This window comes from Secundilactobacillus hailunensis (assembly GCF_005405185.1).
Classification (GTDB): Bacteria; Bacillota; Bacilli; order Lactobacillales; family Lactobacillaceae; genus Secundilactobacillus; species Secundilactobacillus hailunensis.
In genome coordinates, this window is record NZ_BJDO01000027.1 from 1 (window position 1) to 16,465 (window position 16,465).

Genomic DNA, 16,465 nt, shown 5'->3' on the forward strand with positions numbered 1-16,465 from the left:
CTTTCCCAAAAGAAGCGCAATTGGAGGCTTGTTTACCGTGGAATTATGAACCTGATCAGCAATTAGTAACTGAATGAAATACAAAAACGGACTAACTCAAATATGAGGAAGTCCGTTTTGTGTTTCAATACGTCCGGTTATAGTGTGCTTACATTTAAATGACTTGCTCACAACAAAAAAAGAGCCTGATTCAAAATCGAACCAAGCTCCATCATTATCAATTGATTATTTAGCTAACCGTTCAACGTCACGAACGATCATTAACTCTTCATCCGTTGGGATCAACAAGGTCTTAACCTTAGCATCTGCCGTTGATAGATCACGTTCAACACCGCGAATATGGTTCTTTTCAGGATCAACAGCAATGCCGAAATAACTTAACTTATCAGCAACTTCTTGGCGAATCGGAATGTCGTTTTCACCAACACCGGCCGTAAAGACAATGGCATCCACACCGTTCATTTCAGCGATGTACTTACCAACGTAACCAACGATCCGGTTGATGTACATATCACGAGCCAAATGCGCCTTCTCGTTTTTATCCTGAACCTTTTCAAGATCCCGCATATCAGCTGAGTATTCGGAAACACCCAGTAAGCCAGACTTCTTGTTCAAGATTTCGATCATATCGTTAGGATCCTTAATGTTTAACTTTTCCATTAAGAACGTAACTAAAGAAGCATCGATATCACCTGAACGGGTGGCCATCATGACCCCGGCTAACGGTGTGAAGCCCATAGACGTATCAAATGACTTGCCATCTTTAATCGCAGTAATGGAAGCACCGGCACCAATGTGCATGGTGATCAGCTTAAGGTCCTTTAACGGTTTGCCAAGCATGGCTGCTGCCCGACCGGAAACGTAACGGTGGCTAGTCCCGTGAGCACCATATTTACGAGCACCGTATTTTTCGTAGTATTCGTAAGGAATGGCGTACATATAGTTTGTCTTAGGCATAGTGGTATGGAATGACGTATCAAAGACCGCCACGTTAGGCACGTTGGGCAAAATCTTACGGAACGTTCGAATACCCATTGCTTCAGCTGGGTTATGCAGTGGGGCATATTCAGCTAAATCTTCGATCTTCTGTAAAACATCATCGTCTACTAATGCTGAATCAGTAAAGTATTCACCACCGGCAACGACCCGGTGACCAACACCCGTAATTTCGTTGTAGCTAGCAATGATCTTCAAATCAATCAGTTTTTCAAGCATCAGGTGAATAGCTTCTTCGTGGTCTTTAACATCCTGAGTGTTTTCAAACTTTTGGCCATCGCCATACTTAACGGTCACGATGGAATCCTTTAAACCAATTCGTTCGATCACACCACTGGTGATGACTTTTTCTGAAGGTGTTTCGAATAATTTAAACTTTAACGTTGAACTTCCTGCATTAACGGCAAGTGTTTTTCCCATGTGATAATCTCCTTATGTTACTGCTTTAGTAAATCATTTAGTTCCCAGTCAACTATTTCCGCAATGAACTTTGAAAAACCGGCCTGATCTTTAAACGATGGAAATTCACCGATCATGACCTGATCAGCCTGTTTCGTATTTTCACCGTGGCGCTGCAACAGCAAAATCGACTTTGCCGATTGCTTAGCCGTAAACAGATCCTTTGGTAAGGCTAATAAGCCTTGCAAGTACGCGTCATCTTGAAGCCAAGACAGTAACCCCTTTGATTCTGGGGTTGAAAACAACTGACTTGGAACTAAGAAAACACCGTATCCGCCCGGTTTCACATAGCGCATTGCTTGTTCCAGCAATAAATGATGGACGTAGGAATGGCCTGACTGAGCATGTGTCTTAAACGTTGTAACCTTTTCATCAAGTGGATAATAACCAATCGGCAGATCGGATACGACCAGGTCAGCTTCAGGGATCTGCAGTTCACCGAGTGCGTCCTGATGCATCAAAGTCACTGAAGATTGTTGCAGGGTCGTATTGATATCGGCGACTGAAAGTAATGATTCGTCATTATCGATCCCAATTGCGGCGACTTTTTCGTGAGTCGCAGCCGTTAATTGGTTGATAATCGTCGTCAGCAAATTAGCCGTCCCTACAGCTGGATCAAGGATCGTCAGCTGGTTTTGATTTTCAACCAGTCGAATCACAATATAGCCCATGACCATGGCGATGCTATCCGGGGTCATCTGATGATTTCCCTGAATATCGTCTTCACGCATGGCCTTGAGCATTGCTAGCTGAATCGCTTGACGTACGGTTTCAGCATTCAACTGGTTGCGGTCGACAGAATCATATAGGGCCTGAAGCTGCTGAACGGTCTTTTCATCCGGTCGACCATCTTCTACCTGAACGTGTCCGTCGATCAAATTATCACCGGATTCAATAAAGGCATCTAAATAAGATGTTGAAAGCGCATCCTTCAGTAACTCGCTGGATTCATCGAGAACCTTAAAAAGCGCCTCCGTTTCTTTAATAGCCAGAATTGTCAACCTCCTATCCTAATGGTTTCTCCACACAAATTATAGTTTACAAATATTCGCCTGTTAATTCAAGCTAACATTGGAAATTTAACGTCTATTGGGCGATTTCACCGGCCGTTTTTGCTCGTAATGATGAATCAAAATATCATAGGCTTCAACCTGTCGTTGATAACCCTGTAATTGGAACAGCAAGACCCCACTTAATAGGATTAAAAATAGCAACGCTAATATCGTGACGAACCCTTGGCGATTACTCATCGTAACCACCAATCGCCGTCACCGCAGAAAACTGTTGCAATCTCGTTTTCACACTGATTTTCAGCCGTTTATGCACCACGTCAAATTCATAGTAGTTCATGCCGGTAAATAGTGGCATGTATCCGCCTTTATCGGTCGTTAACATTAGCTTGCCTTGATGACCCTTTAAATAATACGTGCGGGCGTTATCCGTGTGCGGCTTCAGGGTGGCCTTTTGCAGGTAAACCTGGCCTAAAGAAAAGCGGTATTGCTTGCCTTCAAGTTCAGCCAGCATATGATACCAGGCCAGCTGCTCATCATATTTTTGCTGGGTGCGGACGTTCATCATCTGCAGGCCAAATTGCAGGGTCAGTAAAGCTAACGCCGTCACCGCCAGTGCAATTAGCGTTTCAATCAGTGTAAACCCTGACTTCATTTGCTCACCTGCTTTACTGGCTTGAACTGGGCCTCAAATTGGTGGCGAAGCTGCTGTACCCGGACTTGCCGCTGCTCCAGTTGGTTAGTCATCGCCACGTGGGCTTGGGTGTAGAGCGTGAGACCAATACTGATCAACACCAAACCAATTAGCGCATCACTTAACATAAAGCCGGTTTTACGCCGCTTCTCGATCAACATGGTAGACCCCCCAACCCATTTGAATCACCAAGTGGTATTTGCGCTGATCAACATCCGATAAAAACGTTACGGTTCGTGGCGAAATCGTGGCATTCGAGCGAATCAGTAATTTTTCGGCCCGTTCAGGATGTAAACTCCGCGGCAGCGTGAGTGATTGATTCCCTTTATCCGTTCGAAAGATTATGGGCGCATTCTTTTCAATCGTAATTTCAGTTTTACGACCATGATACTGTGCTTCATAAAGTGCCTGTTTCCAATAGCCGTCGAAACTGTTCCAAAAAGCCCGTTCCGTCTGCAGCGACGAACGGGAAAAACGTTGGCCGCCAACCATAATAAGCACCAAAAGACTACTGATGATGACTAACGTGATGAGCATTTCAATCATCGTAAACCCCTCACGAATTGGCTTTAACTTCGTCACCATGGATTTTGATCCCCTCTTTATTCGCAATCTTAACTTGTTTGACTGTCAGGTAGCCGGCCTTTTGCAATTCTCCCAAACTGGCGGTTTTCTTGTCCGTTGAATCTAGATAAGTATCTAACTGCGTCTGAACCACCGTTGTCATGGCCCCGGTGTGAACCGAATTAGCCCGGTCTTTTTGATGACTGATATTGGGTGCGATAATCAGAATCAACAGCCCAATAATAAACAAAACAATCGTCATTTCAATTAAAGTAAACCCTGATCTTTTGCGTTGCATTATAGTCCTCCAATCGTGTGGTACATCGGTAAAAACAAGCTAGCATAAGCGCCGATGATCACACTGCCAATCAGCACAAACGATAACGGCTGAATCCAGGTCATCATCACTTCCAAGCGATTAGTTAATCGCTGATAATACAACTCCGTCAAAGCAGTCAGTTCTTTAACTAATTCTGCCCGGGGCTTACCGCTTTGAAACAGCAGCTGTAATTCCTTGGGTAGAAAATAAAATTGGGTCAGGACTTGTGATAGCGGCTGTCCAGCAGCTAATGCCGTTTCTAATTTGCCGCCTAACTGGTATAAAAGAGTGGTCGTTTTCGCTTTTCGCAGCGTTAACAGAATTTCTTGAAAACCCAGTCCACCTTCAAACATGATGGTTAAGGTCGTCAAAAAATAGTAACCGTAATAGGCTTTGATAATGGGTCCCAAAAGGGGGATATGTGCCGTCTGTTCGACCCGTTTTAAAATGGGCTGCTGTTTGATAGCTTGATACCCGCAGATCATGATCAGCAGTACCGGTACTACCGCAATACTCCACCACCAGCTGATACTATGGTGCTGACTGGTTGGTGCTAAGGCTTCAATTTGGGGTAGGATCACCAGCTTCATGCCCGTAATGATGACACTCAGTATCGCCACTAAGATCACTGGGTATTGTAACAGCCGTTTGATCTTTTGATGGCGCTGATGGGCGGTCTGCAGTAAACGGCTAACTTGCCCCAAACTTCGGGTAAGCTGCCCGTGTTCTTCTGCTAACCGTAATTGCAAGCCAATTTGTTCGTCCACAAACGGCTCAAAAGTCTGACTAACGGTATAACCCGCGTGCAGCTGTTCATTGATTACGTGCAGATCCCGTTTTTGCGGTTGATACAGCGTCTCACAAAATTGAATGGCGTGCCGAACAGAAAATCCCACTAACAATAAATCACTGACCGTCCGAAAAATATTTGCTTGCGTGCTAATCGACCACGGCTTAACCGGCTTTAAAACGCTCGTAGACGGCTGTTGAGATTTGGTTGTTGTCTCTTGCATACTTCAGGCTCTCCTCCCATTGCGGTGTCATTTCTGCAGTTTGTTGCCACTTACTAACGGGCCCACTAACTAGATCGAGCAAAGCTGTTAGTTTGCCGTCTGCGGTTGGTAATAGGCGCTGATAGGCCACGCCCACCACTGCCTGCGCAATTGCAGCCGGTTCAATACCTAACTGGCTCAACCGGGTAACGGTGCCCTTAGCCGTTTGGGCGTGGACACTGCTCAGCACCAGATGACCGCTTAGCGCCGCATCAACGGCTGCCTTAGCCGTTTCACGATCCCGGATTTCACCGATGATCAAAACCTCTGGCCGGTGCCGTAACGCTACTTTGATCAACGCCTGATAGCTCATTTCTGCCGCTGGATTCACCTGCAACTGCAAAAAGTCCGGTGCCACGATCTCAGTCGGATCTTCCACTGACAAAACGGATAACGTCTGGCTCAGCTCTTTAGCTAAATGATAAATCGTGCTAGTCTTGCCAGACCCCGTGGGGCCCGCGAAGAGTATTAGTCCCCGCAATGAACACCAGTCACGCAGTTGAGTCAGTTGTTTTGGCACTAAAAAGGCTAATCGCTGTTCAGCCAGTGGCAGCAGCAAACGAATCACGATGGATTCTTGGTTGATAAAATTACCCACGCTAGAGAGCCTTAAATGAACGGTCTGCCCATCGACAGTCAGGGTCAAGGCACCTAATTGGGGGCGTCTGGTCTCAGTGATCGCCATGTTAGCCCGGTATTTAAAATGGGCAATTAACTGCTGACCTTCACTGATGGTCAATTGCTTAACGAATTGCAGCCCATCGCCGTGGTGTTCAAAGACCCGGTAAACATCACCAACCGGTTGAATGTGCAAATCTGAACTGCCCGATGCAACCGCGGCGCTGAGTAAAGTTTGTCCTAATTGTTCTATCATCATTTCCCTCCTGTCCCTACCTACGCGCATTAATTGACTAAAGTTTGCAGAAAAAAAGGCGCTCCCCTTTCAGGAAACGTCTTCATTCATTCAATTCAGCTAATGACCAATTTAATCTTGCTCAGACTGTTCTTTATTGTTCATCTTATCGTTAACGTACGGATAGGTCCATTTGACCATCACTGACATGATGATCGGCAAAACGATCACGAGGATCACGAGCCCAATGATCACGGTCATCGCAACTTGAATCAAAGTTAAGACATCCGATGGCATTAACGCCGCAAAGGTCCCACTTAAAATAATCGCCGCAGAGATCACAACCGTCCCGATCTTAGCGGAGGCATTTAAGATTCGTCGCCGGACATCCGGAATTTTAGCACCATCATCACGATAGCGCATCATCAGGAAAATACTGTAATCCACGCCTAAAGCAGCAATCATAATAAAGCTGAAGAACGGTGTGTTCCACGTCAATAGCGTTTGGGAAAGCAACGCCTTCGACAACAATTTCGTCATCGTTAGAGCGCTAATATAAGCAGTCACCAAAGTGGCAATGATGGTTAATGGCTGGATCAAAGACCGGGTGACCACCATTAAAGCGATCCCAATACCCACCAGCATGATGGCCACTGTTCGGATAAAGTCACCGCTGGACAATTTTTGCAGGTCAGCCGTTTGAGACGTTTGACCGCCAATAGCAATGGTACTACTCTTCAAAGCACCGTGTTTCAGACTCGCTTTTGCATCACTGGAAATCGTTCTCATTCGACTAGCCGACGTGGTGGTACTTGGATCACTATTAAGAATAATGGTAACTTTAGCAATCTTTCGGTTACTTGACATGAAAGCATCCAGTGATGGTTTGAAGGTCGAACTGCCAAGCACTGATTGTGGAATGTAGAACTCATTACCCACGTAAGAATTTTTCAGCCCGTTCAAGTAATTGCTAGCAGTGGAAGTCCCCTGACTAATTTTTCCTAGTGCACGGTTAGCGGAGGTCAATCCTTGCTGCAGCGCCTTGGTTTTCGACTGCAATTCTGCAACTTGGGCAGCTAACTGTGTCACCCCAGCGTTAACTTGGGTACTGCCACTAGCAACAGATTGCGCACCACTGTTCAGTGCAGCACCCCTTTGAGCCAGTTGACCAGCCCCACTATTGAGCTGGTTAATGCCGCTGGTAAATGGGGTAACCTGTGCGTTAAGCTGACCCAGACCGTTAGAAAGCTGGGTCGACCCGGCTGCTAATCGACCGGTACCGTTTTGAATCATAGGCAGACGACTAGTTTGAGCCTGTAATTGCGTCAGCATCTGGGTCAATTGCTGACTGCCACTGGCAAGTTGACCAACACTGCTTGATAATCCCGTGGTACTGCCGCTTAACTGACTGGTACCAGCACTTAACTGGCTAACACCAGCAGTATAGGCTGAGACCCCCTGATTAAGCTGCTGGGCACCGGCCTGCAACTGACTAGTACCAGCGGTGAGCTGTCCTAACTGGGCAGTATTGCGACTAGTATTCACCGCTGCGAGTTGCTGATCAGCTGAGTTCAACCCGGCTTGAACCTTGGCTAATCCCTGGTTAGCTTGGTTGAGTCCAGTGACTAACTGCCCTACTTGGTCTTTGAGGTAAAGCCGTTTGATCTTAGATCCGCCAGGCTGAGTGGCTGAACTTACTTGCTTCACACCGGGCTCAGCCTTTAAATAAGTCGTTAAATTGTCAATCGCTGCTAAATCCTTTTGATTATTCAACGAGTGGCTGCTTTCAATGTACAGCGTTGAAGGCCCAGACATTCCAGCCGGAAAATGCTGGTGGATCAGATTATAGCCAGCTTTAGATTCGATGCTGTTGGGTAATTCAGCCGCATTATTAAAATTTAGTTTTTGATGGCTAAACAAGAGTAACGGCGCAATCAGAATCACCATAATCACAACGGTAATTGCCGTGTGATTCAGCGCTGAGTGTGATAGAAAATGCCACAACGGATTATTACCATGAGCAGCCAAGTTCTTACTTGGCCAAAACATTTTTTGTCCCAAGGTTGACATAAAGAACATGTTGAGGGTCAGCAAAACCGCCAGTAACACGATTACCCCAACGGCAACACCAACTGCTGAACGGTAGAACGAAAAGTGCGCTAGGCCTAAAACTGAGAAGCCAATAAAAACCGTTGAGCCACTAAAGAGAATCGTTCGGCCAGCATGCTTGCGGGCTACTGACGACGCCTCACTAGCAGCTAGCCCGTTCGCTAATTCTTCCTTGAACCGGTTATACAGCAAAATATTGTAGTCGGTACCGATCCCAAAGAGGACCACCACCATAAAGATTTGGGTGAAATTAGAAATGGGAAAGTTAAATTTAGCCGCTAAGTTCATCACGATACCCACGGAAACGAGGTAGGCAACCCCCACCGTCAGCAACGAAATAAACGGGACGACCACTGACTGGAAAACTAAGATCAGTACAATGAAAATAAAAACGGCCGCGATGATCTCAGTCTTCTTTAAGCCGGCCTGAGTCACGGTCGAAAAGTCATCGTTTAACAGATCACTGCCAGTCACGTAAGTTCGCAGACCCTTGATCTTCAGGTGACTGCGTAACTGTTTAGCCTGGGTAGTCACCTTGGCGTGATCAGATAGATTGACCATTGCTAACTGAGTCGTGCCATCCTTAGAAGCCAGCTGCTTCTTAGCCTCAGCGTTATCACTAGCGCTAGTCATATCCAAAATATCTAGGTTTGGATCTTGTTTAATATTAGTGATAGCACGGTTGATCTGCCGATTATTTTGGGCATTTAACGTCCCAGTCTTTCTATTAAAGACCACGATCAAGGACCGGACACCGCGATTATTCTCAGATTTACGATCAATATTCTTCGCAACTTCGCTTTGAACCGATGACGGTAACGTGACTGTCCCGTTCGTCTTAACCAGCTGTGTCACGTTGGGCATCGTCAAAACGGCAATCAACACTAAGCCAATCCAAACAATCAGGGCTAACCCATGTTTTTTAAAAAAACGTTGCATTAATCTCTTCCTCTCTTAGACTAGTGACTATACTTATACACTTGTATAACCTATACCAATATGATAAGCTCACGTTGAAATGACTGCAATAAACAAAATTAGACTTCTGCTTATAATTAGACAGATCATGAAAAATGCAAGAAAGGACCAACTACTAATTATCAACTACTTGGCAATAAATTACCGAGCTTGTAACTCACACCCCTTACAGGGCAGTAGTGCAGACGTCTGAAAGACTCCTACCAAAGTGGTTACATCATCGGGTGGTTGACAACACCCGTTTAGCAATCAGAATATATCTAATTGTTATTCTCGATTAGATGTTAATTGTTGAAATGTGGTTGATTTACCGGTTACCCAGTTAGTTCCTAAAAGTTGGATATTCATAGCTCCAATCCGGTCATCATTGCTGGTGTAACCACAATGCTCACAGTGATACTCATGCATAACATGGTCCCGAGCTTGTTTATCAATAAACCCACATTTAGGGCAGCGCTGACTGGTATAGTGAGCATCAATCTTAACTACTGTTGAGCCTTGAAGTTCCGCTTTGTAGGTCAAAAATTGCTCAAATTGGTAGAAAGCCCAGCTAACCTGCTCATAGCGCTTATGTTTAGCAACCTTTTCGGTAGCGAACCGTACATTGGTTAAATCTTCAATTGTAAAGACTGTACCGCTACCATAAGTATCAACGAGTGTCTTAGTTACTTGATGATTGATGTCACTCATCCAGCGGTTTTCTCGTTGATTAATAGCTTTTAATCGACGTTTTGCCGATTTAGTACCTTTGCTTTGCAATTGTTGACGTAATTTTTTGAACTTTCGCCGTTTAGCAATAATCTTTTTACCCGAAACGAATCTAGTTTTGCCCTGTTCATCATAAGCAGTGGATAAGAAACGTAACCCTCTGTCAATTCCAACTACGTGTTTGAGATTATCTTTGTTAAAATTAGGATTATCTAAGGTACAAGCTACGTGTAAGGAGTAATGTCCACAGGACTTAACTAGTTTAGCTGTTCCCAGTTTTCCAGCTTTAAGGTATTTTTCAAAGCCCTTAGCCGTAAAATTCATTTTTTCTCTGGTATCAATCGTATTGATAGAAAGCTGATTTTTAACAAACGACCAGTCTCTCACAGATACAAGATCACATTGAGGACGATGGAAACTGACAGGGTTTCTCAGCCAAGTTAAATCACGGTTTTGACGATACCATTCACCGGTGTTCTTATCTTCAAAATGATAAGGTTTCTGCTTGATTTGAGTATTAACAGTCCGGTATCTAGCTAAAACTGTTTTAAAACTTGATTGAGCCATTTGTGCTTTAAGCCCAAAAGTATCTCTTATCAAGTGATACAAGGACTTTTGCAAGTCGCTTTGTTTGGGTTTAAAACCATGTTCAAAATAGTAGCTAGACACAAGGTTAGATGCCAGCCGGTATTGTTCCATAGTAGCTTCAAGCAGATTAGCTTGGTTACTGTTCGGGTAAAGTCTTAGTTTCAAAGTAATCGTTGTCATATAGTTCACCTTCTTTCACTGCAATAAGTATACTATAAATTTAGTGAAGAAAGCTAGACTTACTATAACAATTTAGAAAAGAGGTGAGTTGCTCAAGACGACGATTCCTCTCGGCACTGAAGTACCGAGTTTCCTCGTCTAGCAACTCTTATGAAATATGACCTAGATAAAAAGCCGACTCGTGGCGCACAACGGACGTTATTCGCGTTTTCACAGACTATGTTCCACTTACTGGCTCAAAAACCCTTTGAGAAAATCAACGTTAACGAAATCTGTCAATTATGTAATTTCCCCCGAGCGACCTTTTATAATTATTTTGACGATAAATATGACCTCATCAATTATTGCTGGTACGTGTTAGCCGAAAAGGTACATATCGAAGAAGCTGACCAATTGAAACCAAATGAAGTTTTAATTGTTTACTTTGACCGCCTATATGATCTTTTTGAAAATAACAGTCAACTGGTTTTAGGCATTTTACGGCATAACCAGATTTCGGGTAATTTAGTCAACAGTTTTACAAATTACCTGCGAAATCTCGCCCACAAAATGTTTCTGGAAGTGTTCGGCAACCTGCATTTCGATGTGCCGGTCGAACTGATGGTCGATCATTGCAGCTCGACCATCTTATTACTCATTGAATGGATCTTTCTTAAAAAACAGCCCACGACCCGTGAACAGGCTCACCACTATCTAACGGTTTTATTAGGCGATCTAGAAAATATTGCGGTGCCTAAAGATCAGCAGCTAAACGCTAATCAAACCGCCAAAAATACGACTCATACTGACGCTTAATCCCGATTAACGTTAATTTAATTCTTAGCTGAGATCTACTAATCCACGACAAAAAAGAGACCAGTTCATAAACTGATCTCTTTTAAAGCATATCATCAACCTGCGTTGATAATTACGTTTAATTCAATTATTCCACACCTTCAGGTAACGTGGCTGCTTCATAAACATCCGAAACATCATCATTATCTTCAAGTTCTTCAATCAAACCTTGGTATTGTGAAACCTTTGCTTCGGGAACTTCAGTAGTGTTTTGTGGGAACATTGTCACTTCCGCTGTATCCAAGTTGTACTTTTCCTGTAGCGCATCACGGGCTGCAGTCAAGCTAGCTGGATCTGTAAAGATCTCAAATTGATCATCGCTGGTCTTCATGTCATCCGCACCAGCGTCAAGTGCATCCATCAAAACCGTATCTTCATCGGCATCTAAGCCATCACGTAAGATAACGATGTAGCCCTTACGATCAAACATGTAAGAAACTGAACCAGCAGCGCCTAAAGACCCACCATGATGGGTAAAGGCGGAACGAACAGCAGCAGCGGTCCGGTTCTTGTTATCGGTCAACGCGGCCACCATAATGGCAGTCCCGCCAGGACCGTAGCCTTCATAAGTGATTTCTTCGAACTTGGCTCCACCAACACCAGAAGCCTTATCGATAGCGCGTTGTACGTTATCCTTAGGCATGTTAGCAGCACGCGCCTTATCCATCACCAATCGAAGTTGAGGGTTGTTTGCTGGATCAGGATCACCTGCTTTAGCGGCTTGATATAAGTCACGTGAGATTTTTTGGAAAATTTTACCACGCTTAGCATCTTGGGCGTTTTTACGCCCTTGGATGTTATGCCATTTTGAATGTCCTGACATTTCACGACTCCTCTTTTCTTAATTATATTCGTTTACACACAGACTATATTATAATATCACGCAAGGGTTTTCAATACAACCAGCCAATAATGAAACCAATAATTATTTCTACCCCTGCGAAACGATTGCCAGAATAAACATTGCAATCACGGCGATCACCTGAATCATATCAAACAAAAAGTGTGTCAAAACGGCTTGCCAAATATTTCTGGAAAAATAGTAGATCAAGCCAAATAACGCGCCCACACACATATACGGGATCATCTGAACTAACTGACCGTGGAAATTATTCCAGTGAGCCAGTCCAAAGGCTACTGACGAAATGATCAGCATCAGCCAAGTCACTGCACCACGCCCACGCCACTGATAAAACAGCGCGTGACGAAAGACAATTTCTTCCGTGAAGGGCGCCATCAAAGTCGTCAAGCTGGCCACTAACGCCATCCCGGCAGTTTGAATACTCATCACCGAAGCGGAACCAGCACTGGCGACACCAATTAAGTTCAATCCCTGCCGAATCACGGTTAGCAGAACGTAGGCGGCAATCACGCCACCAATTCCCACCAGCAAGCCGGTGCCTAAATGGTGTTTATACCGCTGCCAATGACTGACCAAAACATCGCGGTATAAATAAAGTGCGGTACATAGCCCTGCGAAGAATATGAGGTCCACTAAAACTACTCTGAGCCATTGATTAGTTGTTACGGCTACCACCGTAGCGCCCAGACCAAGTTCCGCTAACGGAATGGCGATGGCAACGGCCGTTTTAATCATTGGAACCGGCTGACGTTGAATTGCCGGACGTCTCTGAGGCTGATGACTGCTAAAATCAACGTGAGAACCGCTGCTAGTTGGAATTTTCACCGCATAACGCTTGGTCTTCAGTAGCCAGTAGCCAATCGCGCCAAAGACCACCGCGTAGATCAAACTCGTCCAAACGCTCATGCCAGCAGTATTACTTAACGCCCCAAAGGCTAACGCATCAAACCCATCGATCACACCATGCGCCAAAATTGGCAGCCAGAGATTGGCAGTAACCAAATAGATTGCTGCAAAGAAAAACCCCAGGCCAATGGCTTCCAGCATCTGAACCAACGTCATGGTTAGGCTGCCGTTTGAAACATTCACTAGGTGAACTAGACTAAACATCACCCCACTGATAAACGCGGTCATGACAGCCCCAAGATGGTACCGCTGACGCAGTGCGCTGACCAGCACACCGCGAAAAACGTATTCCTCAAATAAACCAACTGAAAGCCCCACCATAATGGCGGTCAAAGTAGGTCCCAAGCTCAAATTAAACTGAGGATTCAGCGTTGAATCCCCCAGCAAAACAATGATCACCGGTAAGATCAGTACCCATTGATGAGGTTCCCCGTGACCCCGCCAGCTCACCTTAGCTTTTGGATACCAGCGATTTAACCCCCACCAACAACCAAACGCCAATAACTCTGCAATGATTTGAACTCCCAATTTAGAAACCACGGGAAACGCACTTGCGCTCAATCGACCAACCATGATAGCCAGCGTGAGGATGATCACCGTCATCACAACTGACTCTGCTGCTAGTAATACTACCCCTTTTTTCATAAACTTCCTCCAAAATTTTACAAAAAATAAGCAGGCGTTATGCGTTCTTCCAACCAGAAGATAGCATAAGCCTGCTTATTGACTAACCTTGGCAATTAGTGAGTTGATGCGCGTTTCATTAAGCCATATGGCAATAAGACCGTCTTATTTTCCACTGGTTCATTATTCATTAACTTAGTGAGTAACCGCATGGCAACGGCACCAATATCGTACAGTGGCTGAGTGATAGACGACATCTTTGGTCGAACCATTTCAGTCAGTTTGGTATCGTTACTGGTAATAATTTCAAAGTCATCTGGGACGCTTAACCCCGCATCCGTCACACCATTCATGACACCAGCAGCTAATTCGTCATCGCCGATCACCGCAGCGGTGGCTTTAACGGATTGCAATGCTGGTTGCAAAAGTTGGCCGGCTTTGTAAGAATAGTCCGTCTCAAAGACCAGTTTGTCATCGTAACGCAATCCAGCCTTCTTCAAGGCCTGCTTGTAGCCCTTCAGCCGGTAATCGCGGTTGATCGGATAATCTAAGCTACCGGAGACAAAGGCAACACGCTCGTTTCCGTGGTCGATCAAATTCTTAGTGGCTTCTTCAACAGCGGCCGTGTAGTCGATGTTGACACTTGGCATTTGATCCTGATCATCAACACAGCCAGCAAGCACGATCGGTGTCTTAGCTCGTTCAAATTCTTTCCGAACTTCGTCGCTGATATCATTGCCCATAAAAACAATTCCATCAACTTGTTTGGCCATTAAAGTATTCAGCACCTGCACTTCTTTGCGACCATTTTCGTCAGAGTTAGTTAAAATAATGTTGTATTTATACATCATGGCGATGTCGTCGATGCCTCGTGCCAGAGCTGAAAAGTAAATGTTGGTGACATCCGGAATGATGACCCCCACAGTCGTCGTTTTCTTGCTTGCCAATCCTCGTGCCACAGCATTTGGGCGATAGTCCAAGCGTTCAATTACATCTAAGACTTTTTTCCGCGTTGCCGGTTTAACGTTGGGATTCCCGTTAACCACTCTTGATACAGTGGCCATCGACACATCGGCTTCACGGGCGACGTCATAAATTGTTACAGTCTGTTTATCCATTGCGATAGCCCTTTCTTTATTGGTTTAATTCGTTTTCATCGATTTTCAACAACTTGTTAAATATATCAGAAAAATTTTCAGAAATCAAATTGAAAACGTTTTCAGCTTGATAATACTCCCTTATAGCGGACTTTTCAAGACCACCACGCGAGTTCCGGCACCTCTAATAAGAACAACTTACAGAATCAATTTTCTTTGACGATTCAACTAGTTTCTGAAAAAGCCTGTTATAACGGGCTTTATATATGTTTTATTGATCAATAAGCTAGCCTTATTTTCGACCATGAGTTTGAAAAAGAACGGTCTTACAAAATATTTAGCCGATCATCCGCTTTTCCAAGCTTTACCGGCTTAGATGAAAGCTGCTATGAACGGGCACTCTGAAGTAAACATGATATAATGATGGCATCCTAATTCGAGGTGATTATTTTGTCAAAATTACAGCAGGTTCAAGAATGGACTGACCAGCACCGTGCTGATGTTACCTATATCAGCGATCCGCACACGATTCAGTATCTCACTGGCTTTTACAGTGACCCGATCGAGCGGGTGTTAGCCCTCGTTGTTTTCCCTGATCAAGAGCCGTTTATGTTTGCACCCGCCCTGGAAGTCGAAGCTATTAAAGACACTGGTTTTTCATTCCCGGTTTACGGTTACTTAGATCATGAAAACCCCTGGCAGATGATTGCAGCTAACGTGAAAAAGCGTGTTCACCGACCAACGAAAATCGCTTTAGAAAAAAATCAGCTTTCAGTTGCCCGGCTGGAATCCCTGCAGAACGTTTTTCCAGATGCGCAGTTTAATCAAGATATCACCCCTTTCATCAATCAGTTACGGGTCATTAAAACCGCAGCTGAAATCGACCAACTCAACGTTGCTGGTAAATGGGCCGACTTTGCTTTTGAAAAGGGCTTTGCTGCCGTTAAAGCCGGCCGAACTGAAGAACAAGTCGTCGCAGAACTGCAATATGCGTTAATGAAAAAAGGCATCATGCAAATGAGTTTTGAGACCCTCGTGCAAGCTGGTGCCCACGCTGCCGAACCGCATGGTGCCACCAATGACACTCAATTTGAAAATAACGAACTGGTCTTGTTTGACCTGGGCACCATTTGGCAGGGCTATATCTCGGATGCTTCCCGGACGGTTGCCCTGGGTAAACCCACGGCAAAGCAACTGGATATTTATCAAGTGTGTCTTGAAGCCCAGTTAACCGCCCAGGCTGCTGCTAAACCTGGCATCACTGCCGCTGAGCTGGACCAGGTTGCCAGAGCCATCATTACTAAAGCGGGCTACGGCAAGTACTTTATCCACCGACTGGGTCACGGCATGGGCATGAGTGAACATGAATTTCCATCAATCATGGCCGGTAATGATATGATCCTGCAGCCCGGAATGTGTTTCTCAATTGAACCCGGAATCTACATTCCTGGTGTTGCTGGCGTCAGAATCGAAGACTGCGTCCATATTACTGAAAGCGGCTGTGAACCCTTCACCCATACCTCAAAAGAATTAACTTACGTTGGCTAATAGACCTTTATTTTCACAACTAAAAAAGCAACCTGATCACTTTAACGATCAGGTTGCTTTTTGAATTTTTTCAAGAAATTATTT

16 protein-coding genes are annotated in these 16,465 nt (G+C 44.7%); 2 read left to right on the top strand and 14 right to left on the bottom strand.

What is annotated here, in order from left to right:
* Window positions 1–225: 225 nt before the first annotated feature.
* The 11 genes from FFM73_RS07995 to FFM73_RS08040 form a co-directional block, all read right to left on the bottom strand.
* The gene (locus FFM73_RS07995; RefSeq protein ID WP_137631250.1) at window positions 226–1,416 is read right to left on the bottom strand and encodes an acetate/propionate family kinase; all 1,191 of its coding nucleotides are present in this window, start codon (window positions 1,414–1,416) and stop codon (window positions 226–228) included.
* Window positions 1,417–1,433: 17 nt separating this feature from the next.
* Window positions 1,434–2,456, bottom strand: coding sequence for a class I SAM-dependent methyltransferase (locus FFM73_RS08000; protein WP_235874482.1), 1,023 nt, complete (start codon window positions 2,454–2,456; stop codon window positions 1,434–1,436).
* Between the two features lie 78 nt (window positions 2,457–2,534).
* Window positions 2,535–2,705, bottom strand: a complete 171-nt coding sequence (locus tag FFM73_RS12780) for a hypothetical protein (protein ID WP_171001248.1) — start codon at window positions 2,703–2,705, stop codon at window positions 2,535–2,537.
* Entirely contained in the window at window positions 2,698–3,120 is a 423-nt protein-coding gene (locus FFM73_RS08005) for a prepilin-type N-terminal cleavage/methylation domain-containing protein (RefSeq protein WP_137631251.1), read from the bottom strand. Before FFM73_RS08005 ends, FFM73_RS12780 begins: the two co-directional genes overlap by 8 nt.
* The gene (locus FFM73_RS08010; protein WP_137631252.1) at window positions 3,117–3,320 is read right to left on the bottom strand and encodes a hypothetical protein; all 204 of its coding nucleotides are present in this window, start codon (window positions 3,318–3,320) and stop codon (window positions 3,117–3,119) included. The genes FFM73_RS08005 and FFM73_RS08010 overlap by 4 nt, the downstream gene beginning before the upstream one ends.
* Window positions 3,298–3,744, bottom strand: coding sequence for a type II secretion system protein (locus FFM73_RS08015; protein ID WP_137631253.1), 447 nt, complete (start codon window positions 3,742–3,744; stop codon window positions 3,298–3,300). The genes FFM73_RS08010 and FFM73_RS08015 overlap by 23 nt, the downstream gene beginning before the upstream one ends.
* On the bottom strand, window positions 3,716–4,021 hold the full coding sequence (locus FFM73_RS08020) for a competence type IV pilus major pilin ComGC (protein WP_137631254.1): 306 nt from the start codon (window positions 4,019–4,021) through the stop codon (window positions 3,716–3,718). Before FFM73_RS08020 ends, FFM73_RS08015 begins: the two co-directional genes overlap by 29 nt.
* Complete coding sequence (locus FFM73_RS08025) at window positions 4,021–5,055, bottom strand: type II secretion system F family protein (RefSeq protein ID WP_137631255.1); 1,035 nt, start codon at window positions 5,053–5,055, stop codon at window positions 4,021–4,023. The genes FFM73_RS08020 and FFM73_RS08025 overlap by 1 nt, the downstream gene beginning before the upstream one ends.
* Window positions 4,997–5,968 (bottom strand): competence type IV pilus ATPase ComGA, encoded by a 972-nt coding sequence (gene comGA, locus FFM73_RS08030; RefSeq protein WP_171001249.1) that lies wholly within the window; start codon window positions 5,966–5,968, stop codon window positions 4,997–4,999. Before comGA ends, FFM73_RS08025 begins: the two co-directional genes overlap by 59 nt.
* A 111-nt stretch (window positions 5,969–6,079) precedes the next feature.
* Window positions 6,080–8,995 (bottom strand): MMPL family transporter, encoded by a 2,916-nt coding sequence (locus FFM73_RS08035; RefSeq protein WP_137631257.1) that lies wholly within the window; start codon window positions 8,993–8,995, stop codon window positions 6,080–6,082.
* Between the two features lie 306 nt (window positions 8,996–9,301).
* Window positions 9,302–10,510, bottom strand: a complete 1,209-nt coding sequence (locus tag FFM73_RS08040) for an RNA-guided endonuclease InsQ/TnpB family protein (protein ID WP_137631258.1) — start codon at window positions 10,508–10,510, stop codon at window positions 9,302–9,304.
* A 150-nt stretch (window positions 10,511–10,660) separates the two neighbouring features.
* Between FFM73_RS08040 and FFM73_RS08045 the strand changes: the two genes are divergently transcribed.
* Window positions 10,661–11,305: a TetR/AcrR family transcriptional regulator gene (locus FFM73_RS08045; RefSeq protein WP_137631259.1), complete on the top strand. Its 645-nt coding sequence runs from the start codon at window positions 10,661–10,663 to the stop codon at window positions 11,303–11,305.
* A gap of 127 nt (window positions 11,306–11,432) precedes the next feature.
* Here FFM73_RS08045 and FFM73_RS08050 read toward each other — a convergent pair whose 3' ends face one another.
* The 3 genes from FFM73_RS08050 to ccpA form a co-directional block, all read right to left on the bottom strand.
* Window positions 11,433–12,167, bottom strand: coding sequence for a YebC/PmpR family DNA-binding transcriptional regulator (locus FFM73_RS08050; protein ID WP_089137240.1), 735 nt, complete (start codon window positions 12,165–12,167; stop codon window positions 11,433–11,435).
* Between the two features lie 108 nt (window positions 12,168–12,275).
* The gene (locus FFM73_RS08055; RefSeq protein ID WP_137631260.1) at window positions 12,276–13,757 is read right to left on the bottom strand and encodes a CPBP family intramembrane glutamic endopeptidase; all 1,482 of its coding nucleotides are present in this window, start codon (window positions 13,755–13,757) and stop codon (window positions 12,276–12,278) included.
* A 95-nt stretch (window positions 13,758–13,852) separates the two neighbouring features.
* Window positions 13,853–14,854, bottom strand: a complete 1,002-nt coding sequence (gene ccpA, locus FFM73_RS08060) for a catabolite control protein A (RefSeq protein WP_137631261.1) — start codon at window positions 14,852–14,854, stop codon at window positions 13,853–13,855.
* A gap of 429 nt (window positions 14,855–15,283) precedes the next feature.
* Here ccpA and FFM73_RS08065 point away from each other — a divergent pair, with 429 nt between their 5' ends.
* Complete coding sequence (locus tag FFM73_RS08065) at window positions 15,284–16,381, top strand: M24 family metallopeptidase (protein WP_137631262.1); 1,098 nt, start codon at window positions 15,284–15,286, stop codon at window positions 16,379–16,381.
* Window positions 16,382–16,465 lie beyond the last annotated feature (84 nt).